Source organism: Nocardioides sp. URHA0020 (assembly GCF_000620705.1).
Lineage (GTDB): Bacteria > Actinomycetota > Actinomycetes > Propionibacteriales > Nocardioidaceae > Nocardioides.
Genome location: NZ_JIAR01000033.1, coordinates 181,866 through 201,924, shown reverse-complemented (window position 1 = coordinate 201,924; position 20,059 = coordinate 181,866). Strand labels below are relative to the sequence as shown.

Sequence of the window (20,059 nt, the reverse complement as noted above, 5' to 3'; positions counted from 1 at the left end):
GGGAGGGCTAGGCGCGCAGGACCCGGTCGAGCGACCTGCCCCTGGCGAGCTCGTCGACCAGCTTGTCGAGGTAGCGGATCTGCTGCATCAGCGGGTCCTCGATGCTCTCGACCCGGACACCGCAGACGACGCCGGTGATCAGGTCGACACGGGGGTTGAGTCGGGCATCGGCGAAGAAGTCCTCGAACGTCGTGCGGCCGGCCAGGTGCGCTCGGAGCTCCGGCTCCTCGAAGCCGGTCAGCCACCGGATCACCTCGTCGAGCTCGGCCCGCGTGCGCCCCTTCCTCTCCACCTTCGCCAGGTAGAGGGGGTAGACCGACGAGACGGCGGTCGTGAAGATCCTGGACATCCTGGTGAGCGTATCGCCGTGCGCCGACGCAGTGGGGGTGCGGCCGGGTAACCCCGGTGACACACCGTCCGACCACAATGGCGGCCGTGACCGACCGCCTCGCCGCCGTACCTCTCGAGCGCATGCACCTGTGGCTGATGCTCGTGCTGACCTTCACCACCGGGATCGTGGACGCGGTCGGCTACCTCGGTCTCGACAAGGTCTTCACCGGCAACATGACCGGCAACGTGGTGATCCTCGGCATGGCGCTCGTCGGCGCCGACGGGCTGCCGATCGTCGGCCCGGTCCTGGCGCTGCTGGGGTTCATGGGCGGCGCCGCCCTGGGCGGCCGGCTGCTGCGACGGGCCGGAGGGGCATGGACGCACCTGACGACCGGGCTCTTCGCCGGCGTCGGCGTGGTGATGCTCGCGCTCGCGGCCATCCTGCTGGCGGCCGGCGAGGACCCGGCGAGGTGGCTCGCGCTCGGCGTGACCACGTTGCTCGGTGGGGCGATGGGCGCCCAGGCCGCCACCGCGCGGTTCATCGCGGTCAAGGACGTCACCACCGTGGTCGTGACCTCGACGATCACCGGCCTGGCCGCCGACTCCGTGCTCGGCAGCGGCCAGGGCGGTGGCAGCGGACGCCGGGCGACCGCCGTCGTGCTCATCCTCGCCGGTGCCGCGGTCGGAGCGGCGCTGCTGCGCTGGCACCTCGGTGCCGGTCTGGTGCTGGCGGGCGTGATCGTCCTGGTCGCCACGGTCGTCGGGGCGACTCACGCACGGGTGCACGCGCGGGTGCCTGCACCCTGACGCTCCGCCGCCGGGCCGGAGCGGAGCCGGTTGCTAGCGGTCGGCGCTCAGCCCGAAGCGGGTCAGCACCAGGCTCTCGCACAGCTGGGCCACCATGTAGAGCACGACCGAGACCAGGGTGACGACGACGAGCAGCGCCCACACGAGGTCGTACTGGTAGAGCGCCAGCGCCTGGTTGATCGCCTTCCCCACGCTGTCGGGCGTGGTGTAGAACTCGGCGATCAGCGCGCCCGTGACCGCGCCCGGCACCGAGATCCGGATCGCGGCGAAGACCGACGGCACCGCGGTCGGGTAGGCGACCCGACGCAGCACGTCCCAGGTCGAGCCGCCGTACACGTGCACGACGTCGCTCATCTGGGCGGTCACCGACCGCAGTCCGTAGGAGATCGTCACCAGCGCCGGGAAGAACACCACGATCCCGCTCATCACCGCCACGGTGGCGAAGCCGTTGCCGAACACCAGCGTGATGATCGGGGCCAGGGCGACGAGCGGCACGGTGCGCACGATCATCGCGACCGGCATCGTCGCGGCCTCGACCCCTCGGGAGAGGTACGTCGCGGTCGCGACCGTCGTCGCGGCCGCCAGCCCGGCCACGAACCCGATGCCGGCGTCGAGGAGGGTCTGCCACAGCGGGTGCAGGACCGCGGCCCGGTTGGCGGAGGCACCCTCGTCGCCGACCAGGAAGTCGAGGACGTCGCTGGGACGGCGGACCACCAGCGGGCTCACGTCGGAGACCTCGAGGACGACCAGCCAGAGCACCACCAGGCAGGCCAGCACGAAGAGCAGGTTGAGCAGCGGCCGGACCGCCGGCTTGAGCAGGTCGAGCGTCTTGGTCATGGGGTCCCCTTCGCCCAGGGGGTGATGGCTCGGCCCATCAGCCCGATGATGAAGTAGGCGAGCCCCGAGACGATGGCGCAGCTGAAGCCGAGCGTCCAGACCAGGGCGGTCTCGCGGTTGTTCTGGGCCAGGTAGAGCGACGGGCCGACGCCGATCACCAGGTGCTTGTCGAAGTACTCACCCAGCAGGGCGCCGAGGAACGCCGCCGGGGCGGCGATCTGGAGCGTCGTGAAGAGCGCGGGCAGGGAGGCGATCAGCCGCACCCGGGTGAACTGCTGGAGCCGGCTGCCGCCGTACACCTGGACGACGTCGAGGCTCGTCTGGTCGGCCGAACGGAAGCCGAGGACAGCCCCGACGACGGTGGTGAAGATGACCGAGATCGCGGCCAGGTCCGTGGCGGTGGAGGAGGTGCCGCCCTCGACCGGGATGTCGTTGACGACGATCAGGATCGGTGCCAGCACCACGATCGGCAGGCAGTAGGTGATGACCGCGAACTGCATGATCACGGGGGCGATCCGAGGGACCAGCATCACGAACACGGCCAGCACGAGGGCGATGCCGACGCCGTACAGGTAGCCCTTCGCCGCCTCCCGGAGGGTGACCGAGAAGATCTTGCGGTAGTAGGCGAAGCCGCGCTCGTGGAACTTGTCGAAGACGTCGACCGGCGTCGGGATCTGGTGGCCGGCGAGGAACGTGGTCGCCGCCAGCCACCAGAGCGCCACGAGCAGGACGATGCCGAGCACGCCGACACCGATGGTGTGCAGCCGCTCGCGGGAGAGGCGCATCAGCTGTTCTCCTCCACGGCTGCTCCGCCCGCACCGAAGAGCAGCTCCGAGGCCTGGTCGTGCAGCGCGTGGAACTCGGGGGTCCGCATCATCTCCCGGGTCCGTGGCCGGGGGAGGTCGACGGTGATGATCTCCTTGACCCGGCCCGGGCGCGGGCTCATCACGGCGACCTGGTCGGAGAGGAAGATCGCCTCGCTGATGCCGTGCGTGACCATCAGCGTGGTGGCCGGCTTCTCGGTCCAGATCCGCAGCAGCTCGAGGTTCAGCCGCTGCCGGGTCATGTCGTCGAGCGCGCCGAACGGCTCGTCGAGCAGCAGCACGCTGGGCTTGACCACCAGGGAGCGGGCGATCGAGACCCGTTGCCGCATGCCGCCCGAGAGCTGGCCGGGCTTGGCCTTCTCGAAGCCCTCGAGGCCGACGAGCTTGATCAGCTCCTTCACCAGGGGCTCGTCCGCCTTCGCGCCGGAGACCTGGAAGGGCAGCCGGATGTTGGACTCCACGCTGCGCCAGGGGAGCAGCGCGGAGTCCTGGAAGGCGATGCCGAGCTCGTGGTCGCGCCGCAGCTCCTGCGGGGTCTTGCCATCGACGATGGCCGTGCCGGAGGTGGCCTCCTCGAGGCCGGCGAGGATCCGCAGGATTGTCGACTTGCCGCAGCCCGAGGGCCCCAGCAGCGAGAGGAAGCTGCCCTTGTCGGTGTACAGCGTCGTGTCCTGGAGCGCCTCCACCTTCTTGCGGCCGACCGAGAACGTCTTGCTGAGGCTGTCGATCCTGACGCCGGTGCCCGTGCTGGCCGGCACCGGCGTCAGGGTGCTGTCGTGAGTCACTGGGTCTCCGTGCCTCAGCCCTTGAGGGACGGGTCCTCCTTGTACAGCTCGTCGATCAGGGCGGTGTTGAAGAGGTCGTCGGCGGAGATCTCGATGCCGGCGGCCTTGATGGAGGCGATGTTGGCCTCGATCATCGTGGGACTCATCGTGAACAGGCCGTTGGCCTCGGTCTCGTCGCTGTTGACCAGGAGCTCGCACTGCTGCTTGGCCTGCTCGACCTCCTTCGCGACCTCCAGCGGCGGGTCGATCTCCTTGCCGTAGGTGTTGACCGCGAGCTCGGCCCCGGCCTGGTAGCCGGCATCACCGGCGCAGGCGTCGGTCCAGCCCTTGATCTCCGCCTTGAGGAAGGCCTTCACCTCGTCGGGGCTGTTCTTGATCATGTCGTCGGTGGTGATCACGGTCTCCGCGACGAACGGCAGGCCGTTGTCGGCGAAGGGCAGGTCGACGGTGTCGAACCCGTGGCCCTTGACCAGCAGGGACTCATTGGTCAGGTAGGCGACCAGGCCGTCGATCTGCTTGTCCTCGAGCGGCGACACGTCGAACGAGTTCGGCACGATCGTGAGGCACTCCGGGTCGATGTCGTTGGCGCTCAGGAAGGCGTTGAAGAGGCTGAGGTTGGGGTCCTGGACGCCGATCTTCTTGCCACACAGGTCCGCGGGCGTCTTGATGTCGCCCTTGTCGCCGAGCGACAGGATGCTGAACGGGTTCTTCTGGTACGTCGCGCCGACGATCTTCAGCGGGAACTTGGAGTTGGCGACCGCGGCTGCCGTCGAGACCGCGTTGCTCAGGCCGAACTCGGCCTTGCCGGTCGCGACGATCTCCTCCTGGGCGACCGGCCCGGGCAGCAGGGTCACCTTCGAGAAGCCCGCGTCGGCGTAGTAGCCCTTGGAGTCGGCGAGGAACTCACCGGCGAACTCCGCGTTCTTGATCCAGGACAGCTGGACGCTGACGTCGCCGTAGTCGCCCTTCGCCGCGGCGCTGGAGCCGCCGGACGCGACGTCGGAGTCGCTGTCGGAGCCACCGCACGCCGTGAGCGAGAGCGTGGTCATGGCGAGGACGGCAGTGAGCTGGAGCGCGGTGCGTCGGGCACCCTGGCGCGACAACCTGTTCGACCGGAACGGCAAGGTCATGTGGGGGTTCTCCTAGGTAGGGCGCGACGGGAATCCCGGCCCGTCGCGGAATCACGGGTGTCCGAGACGCGCTGAACCTAGGAGCGCCAGGTTGCGGAACTTCGCGACCGACGTAACGCGAGCGTTAAAACGCTCGTTTCAGCGACGCCGGCGCAGGAAAGGCCCGTACTCCCGCCCGAGCTGCCGGAGCGGATCACCGCAGGGGCGTCAGTAGTCGACCCGGTCGGCCTTGCTCAGCCAGGCCTGGAACGGCGCGAACGAGTCGGCGTGCCGGCCGGCGTGGACGGCCGTCGGCCAGGTGGCCCGGTCGCGGGCGAAGAGCTCGTAGAACTCGCGGTCGTCGAACCCGCCGCGGGCGGCGTCGTCGCGGTCCGCGGCGTACACCACCCGGTCGAGGCGGGCCCAGAGGCAGGCGGCCACGCACAGCGGGCACGGCTCGCACGAGGTGTAGAGCACGCAGCCCGCCAGCGAGAAGTCACCCGCGCCGGCGCAGGCGGCCCGGATCGCCAGGACCTCGGCGTGGGCGGTCGGGTCGTTGTCGCGGGTGACCCGGTTCTGCCCCGTCGAGAGCAGGACGCCGTCGCGCACGACCACCGCGCCGAACGGGCCACCACCCGCCGCGACGTTGGCGACCGCGAGGTCGAGGGCGTGGGCCAGCCACGGTTCGTCGGTGGTCATCGCTGCTCCTGTGACTGGGCGGAGAGCCGCCAGAGCCGGTCCCGGCTCATCGGCAGCTCGTGGGGACGCACTCCGAGTGCGTCTCGTACGGCGTTCGCGACCGCCGGTGCGACCGGGTTGTACGGCGCCTCGCTCATCGACTTGGCGCCGCGCGGGCCGAGCTCGTCGTACGTGTCGGCGAAGAGCACCTCGGTCGGGGGTACGTCGCCGATCTGCGGCACCCGGTAGTGCCGCAGGGCGTGGGTCACCATCTCGCCCTCCTCCACGACGAGCTCCTCCTGCAGCGCGCTGCCGAGGCCCTGGGCGACGCCGCCCTCGACCTGGCCGCGCAGCTGCTCGGGGTTGATCACCCGTCCGGCGTCGACGGCGTGGACCGAGCGCAGCACCCGGAGCTCGCCGGTGGCCCGGTCGACGGCGACGCGCACGCCGTGGACGTTGAAGGCGACCGATCGCGGGGTGCCCTCGTGCCGACCGGTCCGGCTCAGGGGCGGCGTCCCGCCCGCGTCGAGCGCCGCACGCAGCTCGCGGGCGGCGTGGGCGACGGCGGTCCCGGCGACGACCGAGCCGGTCGAGCCGAAGGCGCCGGTGTCGTACGCCACCGCGTCGGTGTCGGAGGAGTGCAGCCGGATCCGGGCCGGGTCGATGCCGAGCTCCTCGGCCACCAGCTGGACGTGCACGGTGGCGGACCCGTTGCCGAACTCGGCGCTGCCGACCCCGATCGTCACGGTGCCGTCGACGTCGAGCGTGACCGTCGCCTCGCTGTGGTGGCCGCGCGGGGGGATGGTGGCGATCATCGACGCGGCCATGCCCTCGCCGACAGCCCACCGGTCGCCGGCCGGCGCCTCGTCGCCCTCGGCCAGCGCCGACTCGACGAGGTCGAGGCACTGGTCGAGCCCGTAGGACCCGAAGACCAGGTCACCGTCGGGCTCACCGTTGACGATGAACTGGTCACCGGGGCGTACGACGTTGCGTCGCCGCAGCTCGACCGGCGAGATGCCGAGCTCGCGGGCCAGGTCGTCGAGGGCGCACTCGATGCCGAAGATCACCTGGCCGAGCCCGTAGCCGCGGAAGGCGCCGGACGGCAGGTTGTTGGTGTAGACGGCCTCGGCGTCGACCCGCTTGTTGGCGCAGCGGTAGAGCGCGACCGACTCGTGGCAGCCGTGGAAGAGCACTCCCACGGAGTGGTTGCCGTAGGCGCCGGCGTCGCTGAGCACGTCGACGACCAGCGCGGTCAGCACGCCGTCGGCGTCCGCGCCCGCCGTGACCGACACCCGGAAGGGGTGCCGGCAGGGCGCCAGGGTGAACTGCTGCTCGCGGGTCAGCTCGAGCTGCACCGGCTGCTGGAGGCGGAGCACGGCGAGCCCCACCAGGTCCTCGACCAGCATCTCCTGCTTGCCGCCGAAGCCGCCGCCGACGCGGGCAGCGACCACCCGCACGCGGTCGGGGTCGAGCCCGAGGACGTGGGCGAGCTCGCTGCGCACCAGGAACGGGACCTGGGTGCTCGACCGGACGACGAGGCGGCCGTCGTCGTCGAGCCAGCCGCGGGCGCCGTGGGTCTCCAGCGCGACGTGGGTGACCCGCGCGGTCCGCCACGTCCCGCTGACCGTCGCGGCGGCGGCCGCGAGACCGGCCGCGACGTCGCCGACCTCGCCGTGGGTCTGGGCGACGACGTTGCGGTGCGGCTCGGCGATCCGGCTGAGGTCGGCGGCCTTGTCGCCGTGCAGCAGTGGCGCACCGGCGGCGCGGGCGGTCTCGGGATCGAAGACGGCCGGGAGGACGTCGTACTCGACCTCGATCAGGTCCGCGGCCAGCTGCGCGTCCCGCACGGACTCGGCGACGACGGCGGCGATGCGCTGCCCGCGGAAGCGCACGACGTCGTCGAGCATCCGGGTGTCGTCGGGGTCGTCGAGCCGGCTCTCGTGGCGGGCGGTCGAGTAGAGGACGTCGGGGACGTCGAGGTGGGTGAGGACCAGGCGCACGCCGGGCGCGGCCGCGGCTCGGGCGGTGTCGATGCGGGTGATCCGGGCGTGGGCGTGCGGGCTCTGGAGGAGCGCCATGTGGAGCACGCCGGTCGTCGGCAGGTCGAGCGTGTAGGCCTCGGTGCCGGTGACGATGCGCGTCGCGGCGGGGGCGGCGACGGAGGCGCCGAAGGCTCCTGCGGTGCTCGACCCGGGCTCGAGGTTGATCCGCCCGGCAAGGGCGTCGCGGATCGAGCGGTAGCCGGTGCAGCGGCACAGGTTGCCCTTGAAGCAGCGCTCGACGTCCGGCTCGCTGCCCGCTCCGGCCGCGGTCATGATGAAGCCGGCGGTGCAGAAGCCGCACTGGAAGCCGGCCGCGTCGGCGAACGCGCGCTGCACCGGGTGCAGGTCGTCAGGCGTGCCGAGTCCGGCGAGCGTGGTGACGTCGTGGTCGACGGCACGGGCCGCCGGGTAGAGGCAGGAGTGGACGGGTGAGCCGTCGACGTGGACGGTGCAGGCGCCGCAGTCGCCGGAGTCGCAGCCCTTCTTCACGTCCGTCCGGCCGGCGTCGCGCAGGTAGGTGCGCAGGCACTGCCCGGGTGCGGGGCTGGCCTCGACGGGCTCGCCGTTGATCCTCATGACGGGCGTCCTCGGGTGGCGGTGGGAGTTCCACGGTCTGCTGGCGGGAAACGGTGGATCCCGCACCGGCTGCCGGGGTTGCGGGGGCTGGCGGGGTTGGGGCCGCTGGGGCCGCCGGCGGTGCTGTGGCAGCCGCCGCGGTCTGGCGGTGGGAGATCCACGGTCTGCAGGCCGGAAAGCGTGGAAAGGTCACCGCCACCCCCGGTCGTCCGTGCGCTCACGACCCCAGCTCCTCGCGCACCTCGCGCGCCAGTACCCCGGTCACGTGGGCGCGCCAGTCGGCCGGGCCGTGCAGGTCGTCGTACCAGCAGTCGACGGCGGCGAGCCCGGCCTCCAGGTCGTCGAGGTCCAGCACGACCGGCCGGGTGGTGGCCGCGGTGACGAAGACCCGGCGACCGCTGCCGACGACGACGGCCGCCGCCCGGCCCCGCGGGGTCAGTGCGATCCGGCGGAAGGCGGTGGGACGGGACAGGGCGGCCGTGGGCACGTCGACCGCGCGGAGCACCTCGCCGGGCGCGAGCGTCGTCGTACCGGCGCCGGTGACGAAGTCGACGACCGACTGGCGGCGCTCGCCACCGTCGGGCGTCCAGATCAGGGCCGAGGCGTCCAGTGCGGCGGCGAGGGAGACCATCGCACCGGCCGGCAGCGCGAGGCAGAGGTTGCCGCCCACGGTGGCGACGTGCTGGACCTTGAAGGACATCAGCAGCGAGTCGGCGCACGCACGGGCGAGCCCGCTGGCGGCACCCCAGGGCGCGGCGACGACCCGTGCGACCGTGCAGGTCGCGCCGAGCCGCAGCACGCCGGGCAGCTCCTCCCAGTCGGGCCAGCCGAGGGTCGTCAGGTCGACCAGGCCGCCGACCTCCGGCTGCGGCTCGGAGAAGAGCCAGGTGCCACCGGCGAGCAGCGTCTCGCCGGGCGCGAGGGCCAGGTCGGCGCGCCGGTGCGCGGTCCGGTGGCCGGAGACGGTGGGGAGGTCCATCACTCCACCTCGGCGAGCCGCGTGTAGGCGGCGCTGATGTCGGCGACCCGGTCGCGTGCCGGGCGCCCGAGCGTCGAGAGCACACCGTCGGCGAGCACGCTCACCAGGCTCATCGCGGCGGCATAGCTGTCGAAGGCGAGCGTGCTGCTCACCGGGCACTCCAGCCAGTACGCCGCGGTGGCCGCGTGCCGGCGGGCCGTGGGATCGCCGAGCAGCACGACCGTGGCTCCGGTGCCGCAGGCCTCGGTCAGGAAGGCGCCGAAGTCGGCCGGCCGGCGGCGGAACCCGACCACGACGACGGCGTCCCCGGCCACCAGGTCGGCAAGCTCCTCGCTGATCACCTGGCCGGGCAGCGGTGCCAGGCGTACGTCGCTGCGCGCGTGGGCGAGCTGCTGGCGCAGGTGCAGCGCGACCGGGTGGCTGTTGCGCCACCCGACGACCAGGACCCGCCGGGCCCCGGCGAGCAGCGCCACGATGTCGTCGAGGACCGGGCACTCCAGCGCCGCCTTGAGCGATTCCTGCTCGTGCTCGAGGTGCGCGACCACGGTCGGCACGCCGTCGACCCGGCGCGGCTCGCCCGCGCTGCGCAGGGCGCGCAGGTGGTCGCGCACCTCGTCGAAGTCGCTGAAGCCAAGGCTGCGGAAGAGCCGGCTCATGGTCGCCTTGGAGACGCCGGCCATGTCGGCGAGCTCCGCGGAGCGGTAGGTCGCGAGGTCGTCGAGGTGCTCCAGCAGCGTCTCGGCCGCGCGGCGCTCCTGCGGCGACAGGACGGCGTACCTCTGGGTGATCCGCTCGTCGATCCGCTCGCTCATGTCCGTGCCCCGACCTGGGCGGCGACCCCGAGGACGGCCGCCTCCAGCGCGTCCAGCCCGGCGGCGACGTCGTACTCCCGCACGTCCTCCTCGGGATGGTGGCTGATGCCGTCGTGGCAGCGCACGAAGAGCATCCCGACGTCGGTCGTGAGCCCGACCGCCATCGCGTCGTGGCCCGCCCGGCTCCACAGCCCGATCGGGTCATCGTCACCGGTGCTCCGGATGCCCGCCACCACCGCCTCCTGGAGCCACGGGGCGCAGGGCATGGCCGGTGCGCGATGGGTCTCGCGCACGTCGAGCCGCAGCCCGCGCGCGCCGCACTGCGCCTCGATCTCCGCCAGCAGCGACGCCCACATGGCGTCGCGCTCGCCGTCGGTCGCGGCGCGCAGGTCCAGGCTGATGTCGGCGCGGCCGGGGATGACGTTGATCGCGCCCGGCTGCACCTCGATCCGACCGACGGTGGCGATGCAGTCCGAGTCGCGCGCGCGCCGCTCGATCAGGGTGATCGCCTCGCTGGCGCCGACGAGCGCGTCGCGGCGGCGGGGGTACGGCGTACCGCCGGCGTGGCGGGCCTCGCCGATGAAGCTCAGCCGGAAGCGGCGGGCGCCGGCGATCGTCGTGACGTAGCCGAGCGAGCGATCCGCGGCCTCGAGGTAGGGGCCCTGCTCGATGTGGGCCTCGAGGTAGCCCACCAGCTCGTCGGGCCGGCGGGCGGCGTCACCGACGCGGCGCGGGTCGAGGTCGAAGTCGAGGAACGCCTGGTGCAGCGTCAGGCCGTCGCGGTCGCGCAGGTCCCACCAGTCCTCCTCCCACACCCCGGCGAGGGCCTGGCTGCCGAGCAGCGCCTTGCCGAAGCGGGTGCCCTCCTCGTCGCTGAACCCGATGACCTCGAGGGCGAAGGGCAGGGCGTGGTCGCGCAGCCGCTCGGCGACCGCGATCGCCATCACCACACCGAGCATCCCGTCGTACGAGCCGGCGTCGGGGACCGTGTCGAGGTGGGAGCCGACCAGCAGCGCGGGCAGTCCCGGGGTCGCACCCTCACGCCGGCCGCACTGGTTGCCGGCCGCGTCCTGCCAGCTGCGCAGCCCGGCCTCCTCCATCCAGCGCCCCGCCACCGCGTTGGCGCCGGCGTGCTCGCGCGACAGGTAGACCCGCTCGAGCCTCGGGGCGTCGGCGGTGAAGCGGTCCAGCTCCGCGCACCGGTCGAGCACGGCGCGTGCGGTGGTCATGCGTACACCTCCTGCGCGGCAGCAACGCCGCCCCCGGCGGTCAGGGGTACGCCGTACGCCCGGAGCACCTGCTCGAGCGCGGCGAGGGTGACCAGGACGGCGTCGGTGCGAGCGTTGTAGCCCATGGTGCCGATCCGCCAGACCTTGCCGTGGAGCGGACCGAAGGACGTGCCGATCTCGATGCCGAAGTCGGTGAGCAGCCCCGCGCGCGCCCGGTCGCCGTCGACGCCGTCGGGGATCGCGACGGCGACCACGTTGTGCATCTTGTGCTCCACGTCGCCGAAGACGTCGAGGCCCAGGCCGCGGACGCCCTCGAGCATCGCCCGGCCGTGGAGGGCATGCCGCTCGACCGCGACGTCGAGCCCCTCCTCGACCAGCAGCCGGGCGCACTCGCGGGCGCCGTACAGCATGGTCGTCGCCTCGGTGTGGTGGTTGAGGCGCCGCGGTCCCCAGTAGTCCATGATCTGCGCCAGGTCGAGGTAGTTGCTCGCGATCCGCTCGCCGGCGGCCTCGTCGCCCGCCTCGCGGATGCCGGCCTCGACGTGCTTGCGCCCGTCGATGACCTCGGCGGCCCGGTCCGAGAGCGTGATGGGGGCGCTGCCCGACGGACCGCCCAGGCACTTCTGCAGCCCGGCGGTGGCGATGTCGAGCCCCCACGCGTCGGTCTCGAAGGCGTTGCCGCCGAGCGAGGCCGTGGCGTCGCAGTAGAGCAGCACGTCGTGGCGCCGGCAGATCTCGCCGAGGTCGGCCAGCGGCTGGCACATCGTGGTCGAGGTGTCGCCCTGCACGACGGCGAGCACCTTTGGTCGCACGCGTCGTACGGCGTCCTCGACCTGCTCGGGCGGGAACACCTCGCCCCAGGGCACCTCGATCGTGTGCACCTCGGCGCGGCAGCGTTCGGCGATCTCGACCAGCAGGTGGCCGAACCGGCCGAAGACGGGCACCAGCACCCGGTCGCCCGGCTCGAGCAGGCTGACCAGGGCCGCCTCGATGCCCGCGCGCGACGTGCCGTCGACGAGGAACGTCTGCTCGTTGCCGGTGCGGAAGACATCGCGGTAGAGCGCCATGGTCTCGTTCATGGTCGCGGTCATCCACGGGTCGTACTGGCCGACCAGCGGGGCCGACATCGCGCGCAGCACGCGGGGGTCGGCGTTGACCGGCCCCGGGCCCATCAGCAGGCGGGTCGGCGGGTTCACGGGTCCGATCATCCGAGCCTCCGGGGGGCGGTGGGAGATCCACCTGCTGCGGGACGGGAACGGTGGAGGAGCCACCGCCACCCGGGGCGGGCGGGCCGCCATCCGGGCGGCGGTGGGAGATCCACGGTTCGCAGGCCCGAATCGGTCGAGGACCCACCGCCGGACCGCGTCGAGCGCCTGACCGTCACGATCCGGGCCTCCTCAGCTGCTGGCCCCACCGGTGGTCGGGGTGCTCGACGTCGATGGCGTTGCCGCGCACGACCGTACGGGTGATCCGACCGCCGTACCGCATCCCGTCGTACGCCGAGATCGGGTTGCGGTGGGCGAGCCGGGCGGCCTCGACGCGGAGCTCGACGCCGGTGTCGTACACCGCGAGGTCGGCGTCAGCGCCGACGGCGATCCGGCCCTTGGTGGGCAGGCCGACCAGGTCGGCGGTGTTGCGCGACATCCAGCGGCTGACGTCGGCGACGGGGATGTTGCGCCGCCGCGCCTCCTGGGCGACGGCGCTGAACCCCACCTGCAGCCCGGAGACGCCGCCCCAGGCCTGTTGCAGGTCGCCCTCGCCGCGGCCCTTCTCCTCGGCCGTCGAGGGGGAGTGGTCGCTGACGATCATGTCGATGATGCCGTCACGCAGCCCCTGCCAGAGCTCCTCGCGGTTGCCCGCGTCGCGGATGGGCGGGCAGCACTTGAACTGCGAGGACGCGTCGGGGATGGTCTCGGCCGCGAAGCAGAGGTAGTGCGGGCAGGTCTCGACGGTGACGCGCAGCCCCTCGGCCTTCGCGTCGGCGATCGCGGGCAGCGCCCGTGCGCTGGACAGGTGCAGGATGTGGACCCGCGCCCCGGTGTCGCGCGCGCCGTCGAGCACCCGCTGGATGGCGGTCAGCTCCGCCGTGTCCGGCCGGGAGAGCAGGAAGTCGCGGTAGGAGCCGCCCGGCGTCACGGGTGCGGCCTCGAGCACCGCGGCGTCCTCCGCGTGCACGATCATCAGCCCGTCGAAGCGCGCGACCTCGACCAGCGCCGCGCGGAACAGGTCGGGGTCCAGCGGCGGGAACTCGTCCACGCCGCTGGGGGCGAGGAAGCACTTGAAGCCGAAGACGCCGGCCTCCCACAGCGGCGCCAGGTCGCCCAGGTTGTCCGGCACCGCGCCGCCCCAGAAGCCGACGTCGACCATCAGCTCACCGCTGGCGGCCTCCTGCTTGAGCTCGAGGTGCTCCACCGTGGTGGTCGGTGGGATCGAGTTCAGCGGCATGTCGACCAGAGTCGTGGCGCCACCGAGCGCGGCGGCCTCGGTCGCCGACACGAAGCCCTCCCACTCGGTGCGACCCGGCTCGTTGATGTGCACGTGGGTGTCGACGACGCCGGGCACGACGTACGCCGTGTCGGGGGCGCGCAGCACCACGCCGGCGACCTCGTGGTCGACCGGCTCGATCGCCTGGATCCGGCCCTGGTGCACGAGGACCGTGGCCGGTCTGAAGGCCCCGTCCACCAGCACCCGCTGGGCCTGCACGGCGTCGATGCGCACGCGGGCTCAGACCTCCTCGCGCAGCACGGTCGCCTCGATCAGGCCGTACGGGCGGTCCGCTGCGAAGAACACCTCGCCCGGGTTGTCCAGCCCGAAGGGCTCGAGGTCGACGAGGAAGTGGTGCTTGTTGGGGCACGACAGGCTGATCTCGACGACGTCGTCGTACCTCTCCAGGACGGCCCTGCCCATCGCGAAGATCGTCTGCTGGAGCGCGAGGGAGTGCACGTCGGAGAAGGTCGAGAGCAGCAGGTCGCGGATGTCGTCGTACAGCCCGTCGAAGTCCAGGTCGGTGCCCGCGTAGCGCCAGGACGCCGTCACGCTGGTGGCCAGGATCCGGTCGGTCGTCCCCTCCAGCGTCGTGTAGCGGTCCTGGGGGAACCCGTGGAACTCCGAGCCGGTGGACTTCAGCACCGTGCAGTCGCGCAGGCCCGCGCGGACGACGACCTCGTCGCCGTCCATCTCGACCACCGTGGTGCGGGTCGCGCGTGCGGTGCGGACGAAGGAGTGGTCGCCGTCGGCGATCCGGTCCCACGAGTACTGCTCGGCCGCCCACCGACCGCCGGTGACCCACGCGAACTCCCCGACGAAGTGCCGCCCGAGGCGCAGCAGGAAGTCCTCGGGGGAGCCGACGCCGTCGCGGGCGAAGGCGTAGACGGTGTTCTTCTGGGTGTCGGTCGCGACCACGTGGGAGTTGTCGCCCTCGGTGTGGCAGGCCTCGAAGTCGCCGCGCAGCTGGCTGGTGACGTTGAGGTCCTCGATGACGTGGCGCTCGGTGTCGCGGGTGACCCTCAGCAGGCGGCACTCGGCCTTGCCGTACTGGTTGGGCCCGAGCACGATCTTGGCGACCATCAGCTCCCCTTGTAGGTCGTGTAGGAGTACGGGCTCAGCAGCAGCGCCACGTGGTAGTGCTCGTCGGCGTCCACGGCGAAGCCGAGCGAGACCCCCGGGAAGAACGTGTCGCGTCCCGCCGCCGCGAACCACGGTCCGGTGTCGAAGTAGAGGCCGTAGCCCCCGGGCTCGAGCTCGAGGTCGAACCGCACCCGGCCGTCGGCGTCGGTGGCTCGTACGCCGAGCTCCTCGGCGTCGGGTCCGATCAGGGCGACGACCAGGCCCGCGGCCGGCACGCCGAGCGCCGCGTCGAGGACGTGGGTCGAGAGGGTGCTCATGAGAGGAGTCCTTCCAGGCGGAGCAGGGCGATCTCGCGGAGCTCGCCGGAGGTCACGGCGATCTCGATGTCCGGGTCGTTCGTCAGCCGCTCCTCGAGCAGCGCGAGGATCTCGTCGGCGCTGCGCCCGGCGGCGCGGACCAGGTAGATGCGGTCGAACCTCTCCTCGTACGCCGCGTTGCCCGCAGCCAGCCGACGTCGTACGTCGTCATCGTGCGGGTCGACGCCGGCCTGCTCGCTGCCGGACATCCGCGCACTCGCCCCCGACCCGGCGTGCCGCTCCCCGATGCGGGGGTGGTCCGCGAGCGCCTGCTCGACCTCGGCCGGGCTCCAGGCGCGGGCCTGGGAGTCTGCGCGGGCGAGCAGGTCGGCGAGCCGGGCGTACGGCCGACCGTCGACGACGGCGGTCACCCAGGCGTCGATGTCGACGCACGGGCGCACGACGGCATCGGCCTCGGCGGGCGTCAGCGCGTTGAACTCGTCCAGCAGCACGTTTCCTCCTCGGCCCGTGACACTAGGGATCCGATGTAAAGGCAGACCGAAACAACCGTTTCAGTGACGTTACGGCCCCCACGCATCTCCGGCCACCTGCACACGCGACGCCGCGCGGCCCAGCCCGGCTCAGCCGAGCTCGACCGCCAGCCGGAGCAGGTCGCGGTCGCGGCCGGGCGCGGCGAGCAGGCAGACCCCGACGGGCAGCCCGGTCGCGGTCGTGCCGGGGATGCTGACCGCCGGCAGGCCCGCGATCCCGGCCAGGCAGGTGAGCGACATGGTGGCCGCACGCACGGCGTCCAGGCTCTCGCCGAGCAGCGGGGCCACGGTCGCGGCGGACGGCAGCACGACCACCCGGTCGCCGACCAGCTCCAGGATCCGCGTGCGAGCCCGCCCGACCACGTCCCGCGCGGCCGCTGCCCGGGCGTCGTCGATCAGCGCCGCCGCCTCGAACCGGCCGCGGACGTCGGCGCCGAGCTCGTCGAGCCGCGGCGCGAGCCAGGCACCGCGCTCCTGCCAGGCCTCCCAGGCCTGCAGGGTCTGGAAGGCCTGCAGCCAGGTCGGCAGGTCGCTCAGGTCCCACGACTCCCGCATCGCGCCGTGCTCGGCGGCGTACCGGTCGACGACCTGCGCCACTTCCTCGCTGGCGATCGCCAGCAGGCCCGGCACGCTGACCAGGTCGCTGGCCGCGCTGCGCGGGCTCGCCGGCAGCAGCGCCTCGCCGACGCGCCCGAGCAGGTCCGCGCTGCGGGTGACCCAGCCGACGGTGTCGAAGGACCGCGAGAGCGGCAGCACGCCGTAGGCGGACGCGAGGCCGTGGGTGGTCCGGATGCCGTAGAGGCCCTGGTACGCCGCGGGCACCCGGATCGAGCCGCCGGTGTCGGTGCCCAGGCCGATGGTCGCGTGGCCGAGCGACACCGCGCTGGTCGAGCCGGACGTCGATCCGCCGGAGATGCGCAGCGGTGCCTTCGGGTTGGGCGGGGTCCCGTAGTGCACGTTGGTGCCGGCCAGGGAGTAGGCGAACTCGTCGGTGCGGGCGATCCCGCGCACCGACGCCCCGGCCTGGAGGAGCAGCTCGACCGCGCGGGCGTGCACGGGCTCGGTGCGCGCCTGCGCCAGCCACGCCGGGTTGCCGGCGCCGATGCGCTGGCCCTGCACGGCGTACAGGTCCTTGACCGCGACGCTCTCGCCGTCGAGCGGGCCGCTGTCGACCGGTGCGACCAACGGGTCGCCGACCAGCCGCCAGATGCGGGTGTCGAGCGCCGGTGCCGGCACCGACACGTGCGCGGCCGACACCCGCCAGCCGTCCGTCGTGCGCACCCACAGCTGGGTCTGCTGGCCGCGGCCGCCCCGCGCCAGCTCGGTCACCGCGATCACGAGCGCGTGGTCGTCGTCGACGGTCTGCACGTGGGTCTGCACGACGCGGCGCTGCGGCGCACCGCCGCGGCCGCTGCGGAAGGCGCTGATCTGGTCGTGCCCGACCAGCAGCCCGGCGGCGTCGCCCCGCAACGTGGTGGGGCCGGGAGAGAAGAGCCGGTCGAGGGTGGGCACGTCGTCGGACATCAGCGCCCGCTCGTACTCCCAGAAGGCCTCGACCAGCCCGGCGGGCACGGGTGCTCTGCTCGCATCGGGGGCCGTCATGGGCCCAGTGTGCCGAAGTCGTCCTTGCGGATCCGCGCGTGGACGCCCTTCACGACGTCGACGACCTGGGAGATGTTGAAGTCGGTGGCGGCCGACAGGTAGGCGTACGCCAGCCTCGGCTCCATGCCGTAGCGGCTCTCGAGCAGCGCGATGGCGGCCCGCACGCAGTCCTGCACCGCGCGGTCGAGGTCCTCGTCCATGCCGGTCGGCACCAGGTGCTCGGCGGTCTCGGCCAGCGGCCCGGCCAGCTCCCCGAAGCGGCGTACGGCGTCCTCGTGCGGCACCACGTCGAGGCGGAGCGTCGCCCGCAGCGACGCCTCCATCGCGGTCAGCGACACCTCGCCGTCGCCCTGCGCGAAGTGCGGGTCGCCGACGTAGACCAGCGCTCCGTCGACCTGCACCGGGAGGTAGAGCGTCGAGCCCACGGTCAGCAGGTTGATGTCGATGTTGCCGCCGTGCGCCCCGGGCGGCACGGAGTGCGGCCGGGCGTCGCCCGCCACCGCGACCCCCATGATCCCGAGGAAGGGCGCCAGCGGGAACGCGACCTGCGCGGGACCGCCGACCGTCAGCGGGAGGCGGCCGTGGGTGCCGGCGTCGTCGAGGTCGGCGAAGGCACTGAAGACGGCACCGTCGCGCGGGTACTCGCCGGGCAGCGCGCCCTTGCCGTGGCGGTTGGAGATCACGCCGTACGGCACCCGGGGGAGCGTCTCCAGGACGGTGATCGCCAGCAGGTCGCCGGGGCGCGCTCCCTCGACCCGCACCGGCCTGCTGACGACGTGCGGCCCGTCGACGCCGAACGTGTGCGGCACCTCGCCGGCCGCGATCTCGATGGCGTCGTCGAGCACCCCGACCACGTCGTACTGCCCGAAGAACGCCTTCGGGTCCCGCCCCTGGTCCTCGAGGATGCCCTCGTGGCTCACGGTGTCGAAGGTGATCTCCGTCCCCGGCTCGACGGTCAGCACGGGGTCGTCGCTCGCGCAGGGCAGCCGTCCCCACAGCACGTGGTCGGCGGTCGAGGGCAGGTACGCCGACCCGCGGATCGGCCCGGACCCCGGCTGCAAGACCTCGAGCTCGCCCATGCGGGGGACGGTAGGCAACGCTTGTTTCGTGGCCGTTTCGAGGCTCGGCCCCAGCCTTGGCGCTCCCCCGTGACGTCGACCGGGCTCAGCTGTACAGGCGGTCCACGACGTCGGAGTACTTGGTGTTCACGACCCGGCGCTTGAGCTTCAGCGTCGGGGTGAGCTCCTCGGACTCGGCGGTCCACTCGACCCCGAGCAGCTCGAACGACTTGACCTGCTCGGGGCGGGAGAGCCGCTCGTTGGCGGCGTCGACTGCCTGCTGCACCAGCGCCCGGATCTCCGGCTTCTCGGCCAGCTCGGCGAGGTCGGTGAACTCCAGGCCCATCTGCTGGGCCATGATCGGGGCGATCTCGCCGTCGAGGGTGAGGATCGCGACGACGTACGGCCGGCTGTCGCCGATCGCCATGGCGTGCCCGATGAGCGGGGACTCCTTGAGGTAGTTCTCGATGTTGGAGGGGGCGACGTTCTTGCCGGCGGAGGTGATGATCAGCTCCTTCTTGCGGTCGACGACCGCGAAGAAGCCGTCGTCGTCGAGGGTGCCGATGTCGCCGGTGTGCAGCCACCCGTCCTGGTCGATCAGCGCTCGGGTGGCGTCCTCCTGGAGGTGGTAGCCGGGAGTGTTGACCGGACCGCGCACGAGGATCTCGCCGTCCTCGCCGAGCGTGATCTCCATGCCCGGGTTGGCCCGGCCGACGGTGCCGAGCTTGAAGCCGCCCGGTCCGTTGGCGGTGACCGCGCCGCAGGTCTCGGTCATGCCGTAGACGTCGTACACCTTGAGGCCGAGCCCGGCCATGAACTTCGCGACGTCGAGCGGCATCGGCGCGGCGGCCGAGCCGGCCCAGGTGACCTGGTCGAGGCCGAGCAGCAGCTTGAGGAAGCCGAGGATCCCCTCCTCGGCCCGGCGGTAGCCCTCCTCGATCTCCGGCGTCATCACGCCGCCGACCTCCTGGGCCTCGACCCACGCGAGGGCGGCCGCCATGGCGGTCTCGACCATCTCGCGGTTGTCCGGGTCGGCCGCCAGCTTGGCGGACAGGCCGGTCTTGATCTTCTCCCAGACCCGGGGCACGCCGAAGAACATCGTCGGGTGCACCTCACCCAGGGTGGCGAGGAGCTGCGCGGGGTCGCCGATGGCGTGCACGTGACCGCCGATGAGCTGCGGGCCGTAGAGCCCGAGCACGCGCTCGGCGATGTGGGCGAGCGGCAGGTAGCTCACGCCCGTCTGCGGCTCGTCGAGGCCCGACGACTCCTGCGTGCCGACGGTCTCGAAGAGCACGTTGTGGTGGGTCAGCACCACGCCCTTGGGACTGCCGGTGGTGCCCGACGTGTAGAGGATCGTGGCCGCAGCGTCGGGCGTGAGGGAGGCGGCGCGGGCCTCGACGGCGCCCGGGTTCGCGGTGCGGTACGCCGCGCCGGCGGCCACCAGGTCGTCCCAGTCCTCGTCGATCATCACGATCCTGCGGATGCTGTCGACTTCGTCGAGGGCCTTGGCCCACCGCGCCCGGTGGTCGGCGGTCTCGAGGAAGATCACCGTCGGTCGTGCCTGGCCTGCGATGTAGGCGATCTGCTCGGGGGAGAGCGTGTTGTAGATCGACATCGGGGTGGCGGCCGCGTGCACGGCACCCATGTCGGCCAGGAAGTGCTCGGTGCGGTTGTTCGCCATGATCGCGACCGTGTCACCGGCCGCGACCCCGAGCTCGATCAGCGCGCCGGCGAGGTCGAGCGCCCGCTCCCGGGTCTCGGACCAGGTCACCGTGCGCCACGACCCGCCCTCCGGCACGTGGTGCTTGTCGGAGTACGCCGGCTGGTCGCCGTACCGACCCACGGTGTCGGCCAGGGCGTCGACGAGGGTGCGTCCCTCGACCTGCTCCTGGATCCGGGTGCGGTCGGCGAGTACGTCGTGGGACATCGGTGGGGCTCCTCGGGGTCGAGCGTCCAGGCCTCGCCGCGAGTGGCGAG

General features: G+C 72.5%; 19 protein-coding genes. 1 reads left to right on the top strand and 18 read right to left on the bottom strand.

Annotated elements, in window-relative coordinates:
* Positions 1–7 precede the first annotated feature (7 nt).
* Positions 8–349 carry a DUF2200 domain-containing protein gene (locus N542_RS0103375; protein ID WP_028642732.1) on the bottom strand — a complete coding sequence of 114 codons (342 nt, stop codon included), beginning with the start codon at positions 347–349 and terminating at the stop codon, positions 8–10.
* 77 nt (positions 350–426) lie between these two features.
* On the opposite strand from N542_RS0103375, the gene N542_RS0103370 reads away from it, so the two are divergent.
* Positions 427–1,137: a YoaK family protein gene (locus tag N542_RS0103370; protein ID WP_197025839.1), complete on the top strand. Its 711-nt coding sequence runs from the start codon at positions 427–429 to the stop codon at positions 1,135–1,137.
* 33 nt (positions 1,138–1,170) lie between these two features.
* On the opposite strand, the gene N542_RS0103365 is transcribed toward N542_RS0103370, so the two are convergent.
* The 17 genes from N542_RS0103365 to N542_RS0103285 form a co-directional block, all read right to left on the bottom strand.
* Complete coding sequence (locus N542_RS0103365; protein WP_028642730.1) at positions 1,171–1,974, bottom strand: ABC transporter permease; 804 nt, start codon at positions 1,972–1,974, stop codon at positions 1,171–1,173.
* The gene (locus N542_RS0103360; protein ID WP_028642729.1) at positions 1,971–2,759 is read right to left on the bottom strand and encodes an ABC transporter permease; all 789 of its coding nucleotides are present in this window, start codon (positions 2,757–2,759) and stop codon (positions 1,971–1,973) included. Before N542_RS0103360 ends, N542_RS0103365 begins: the two co-directional genes overlap by 4 nt.
* Positions 2,759–3,556, bottom strand: a complete 798-nt coding sequence (locus tag N542_RS0103355; protein ID WP_036506236.1) for an ABC transporter ATP-binding protein — start codon at positions 3,554–3,556, stop codon at positions 2,759–2,761. The genes N542_RS0103360 and N542_RS0103355 overlap by 1 nt, the downstream gene beginning before the upstream one ends.
* Positions 3,557–3,597: 41 nt before the next feature.
* Positions 3,598–4,713 carry an ABC transporter substrate-binding protein gene (locus N542_RS0103350; protein WP_028642727.1) on the bottom strand — a complete coding sequence of 372 codons (1,116 nt, stop codon included), beginning with the start codon at positions 4,711–4,713 and terminating at the stop codon, positions 3,598–3,600.
* Positions 4,714–4,920: 207 nt separating this feature from the next.
* The gene (locus N542_RS0103345) at positions 4,921–5,391 is read right to left on the bottom strand and encodes a nucleoside deaminase (protein ID WP_028642726.1); all 471 of its coding nucleotides are present in this window, start codon (positions 5,389–5,391) and stop codon (positions 4,921–4,923) included.
* Positions 5,388–7,988, bottom strand: a complete 2,601-nt coding sequence (locus N542_RS0103340) for a molybdopterin-dependent oxidoreductase (protein WP_028642725.1) — start codon at positions 7,986–7,988, stop codon at positions 5,388–5,390. Before N542_RS0103340 ends, N542_RS0103345 begins: the two co-directional genes overlap by 4 nt.
* A gap of 217 nt (positions 7,989–8,205) precedes the next feature.
* Entirely contained in the window at positions 8,206–8,967 is a 762-nt protein-coding gene (locus N542_RS0103335) for an FAD binding domain-containing protein (protein ID WP_028642724.1), read from the bottom strand.
* Positions 8,967–9,779 carry a MurR/RpiR family transcriptional regulator gene (locus N542_RS0103330; RefSeq protein ID WP_028642723.1) on the bottom strand — a complete coding sequence of 271 codons (813 nt, stop codon included), beginning with the start codon at positions 9,777–9,779 and terminating at the stop codon, positions 8,967–8,969. Before N542_RS0103330 ends, N542_RS0103335 begins: the two co-directional genes overlap by 1 nt.
* A complete protein-coding gene (locus N542_RS23155) occupies positions 9,776–11,008 on the bottom strand; it encodes an allantoate amidohydrolase (protein WP_036506182.1) in 1,233 nt (410 codons plus the stop codon). The genes N542_RS0103330 and N542_RS23155 overlap by 4 nt, the downstream gene beginning before the upstream one ends.
* The gene (locus N542_RS0103320) at positions 11,005–12,204 is read right to left on the bottom strand and encodes a pyridoxal-phosphate-dependent aminotransferase family protein (protein ID WP_231482428.1); all 1,200 of its coding nucleotides are present in this window, start codon (positions 12,202–12,204) and stop codon (positions 11,005–11,007) included. Before N542_RS0103320 ends, N542_RS23155 begins: the two co-directional genes overlap by 4 nt.
* Before the next feature lie 184 nt (positions 12,205–12,388).
* Positions 12,389–13,726 (bottom strand): allantoinase AllB, encoded by a 1,338-nt coding sequence (gene allB / locus N542_RS0103315; RefSeq protein ID WP_028642721.1) that lies wholly within the window; start codon positions 13,724–13,726, stop codon positions 12,389–12,391.
* Positions 13,727–13,732: 6 nt separating this feature from the next.
* The gene (gene pucL / locus N542_RS23150; RefSeq protein ID WP_036506178.1) at positions 13,733–14,575 is read right to left on the bottom strand and encodes a factor-independent urate hydroxylase; all 843 of its coding nucleotides are present in this window, start codon (positions 14,573–14,575) and stop codon (positions 13,733–13,735) included.
* The gene (uraH, locus tag N542_RS0103305) at positions 14,575–14,892 is read right to left on the bottom strand and encodes a hydroxyisourate hydrolase (protein ID WP_028642720.1); all 318 of its coding nucleotides are present in this window, start codon (positions 14,890–14,892) and stop codon (positions 14,575–14,577) included. Before uraH ends, pucL begins: the two co-directional genes overlap by 1 nt.
* Positions 14,889–15,383, bottom strand: coding sequence for a 2-oxo-4-hydroxy-4-carboxy-5-ureidoimidazoline decarboxylase (gene uraD, locus N542_RS0103300; protein WP_028642719.1), 495 nt, complete (start codon positions 15,381–15,383; stop codon positions 14,889–14,891). Before uraD ends, uraH begins: the two co-directional genes overlap by 4 nt.
* Positions 15,384–15,512: 129 nt before the next feature.
* The gene (locus tag N542_RS0103295; protein ID WP_028642718.1) at positions 15,513–17,024 is read right to left on the bottom strand and encodes an AtzH-like domain-containing protein; all 1,512 of its coding nucleotides are present in this window, start codon (positions 17,022–17,024) and stop codon (positions 15,513–15,515) included.
* On the bottom strand, positions 17,021–18,103 hold the full coding sequence (locus N542_RS0103290; protein ID WP_028642717.1) for an acetamidase/formamidase family protein: 1,083 nt from the start codon (positions 18,101–18,103) through the stop codon (positions 17,021–17,023). The genes N542_RS0103295 and N542_RS0103290 overlap by 4 nt, the downstream gene beginning before the upstream one ends.
* 85 nt (positions 18,104–18,188) lie before the next feature.
* The gene (locus N542_RS0103285; protein ID WP_028642716.1) at positions 18,189–20,009 is read right to left on the bottom strand and encodes an AMP-dependent synthetase/ligase; all 1,821 of its coding nucleotides are present in this window, start codon (positions 20,007–20,009) and stop codon (positions 18,189–18,191) included.
* Positions 20,010–20,059 lie beyond the last annotated feature (50 nt).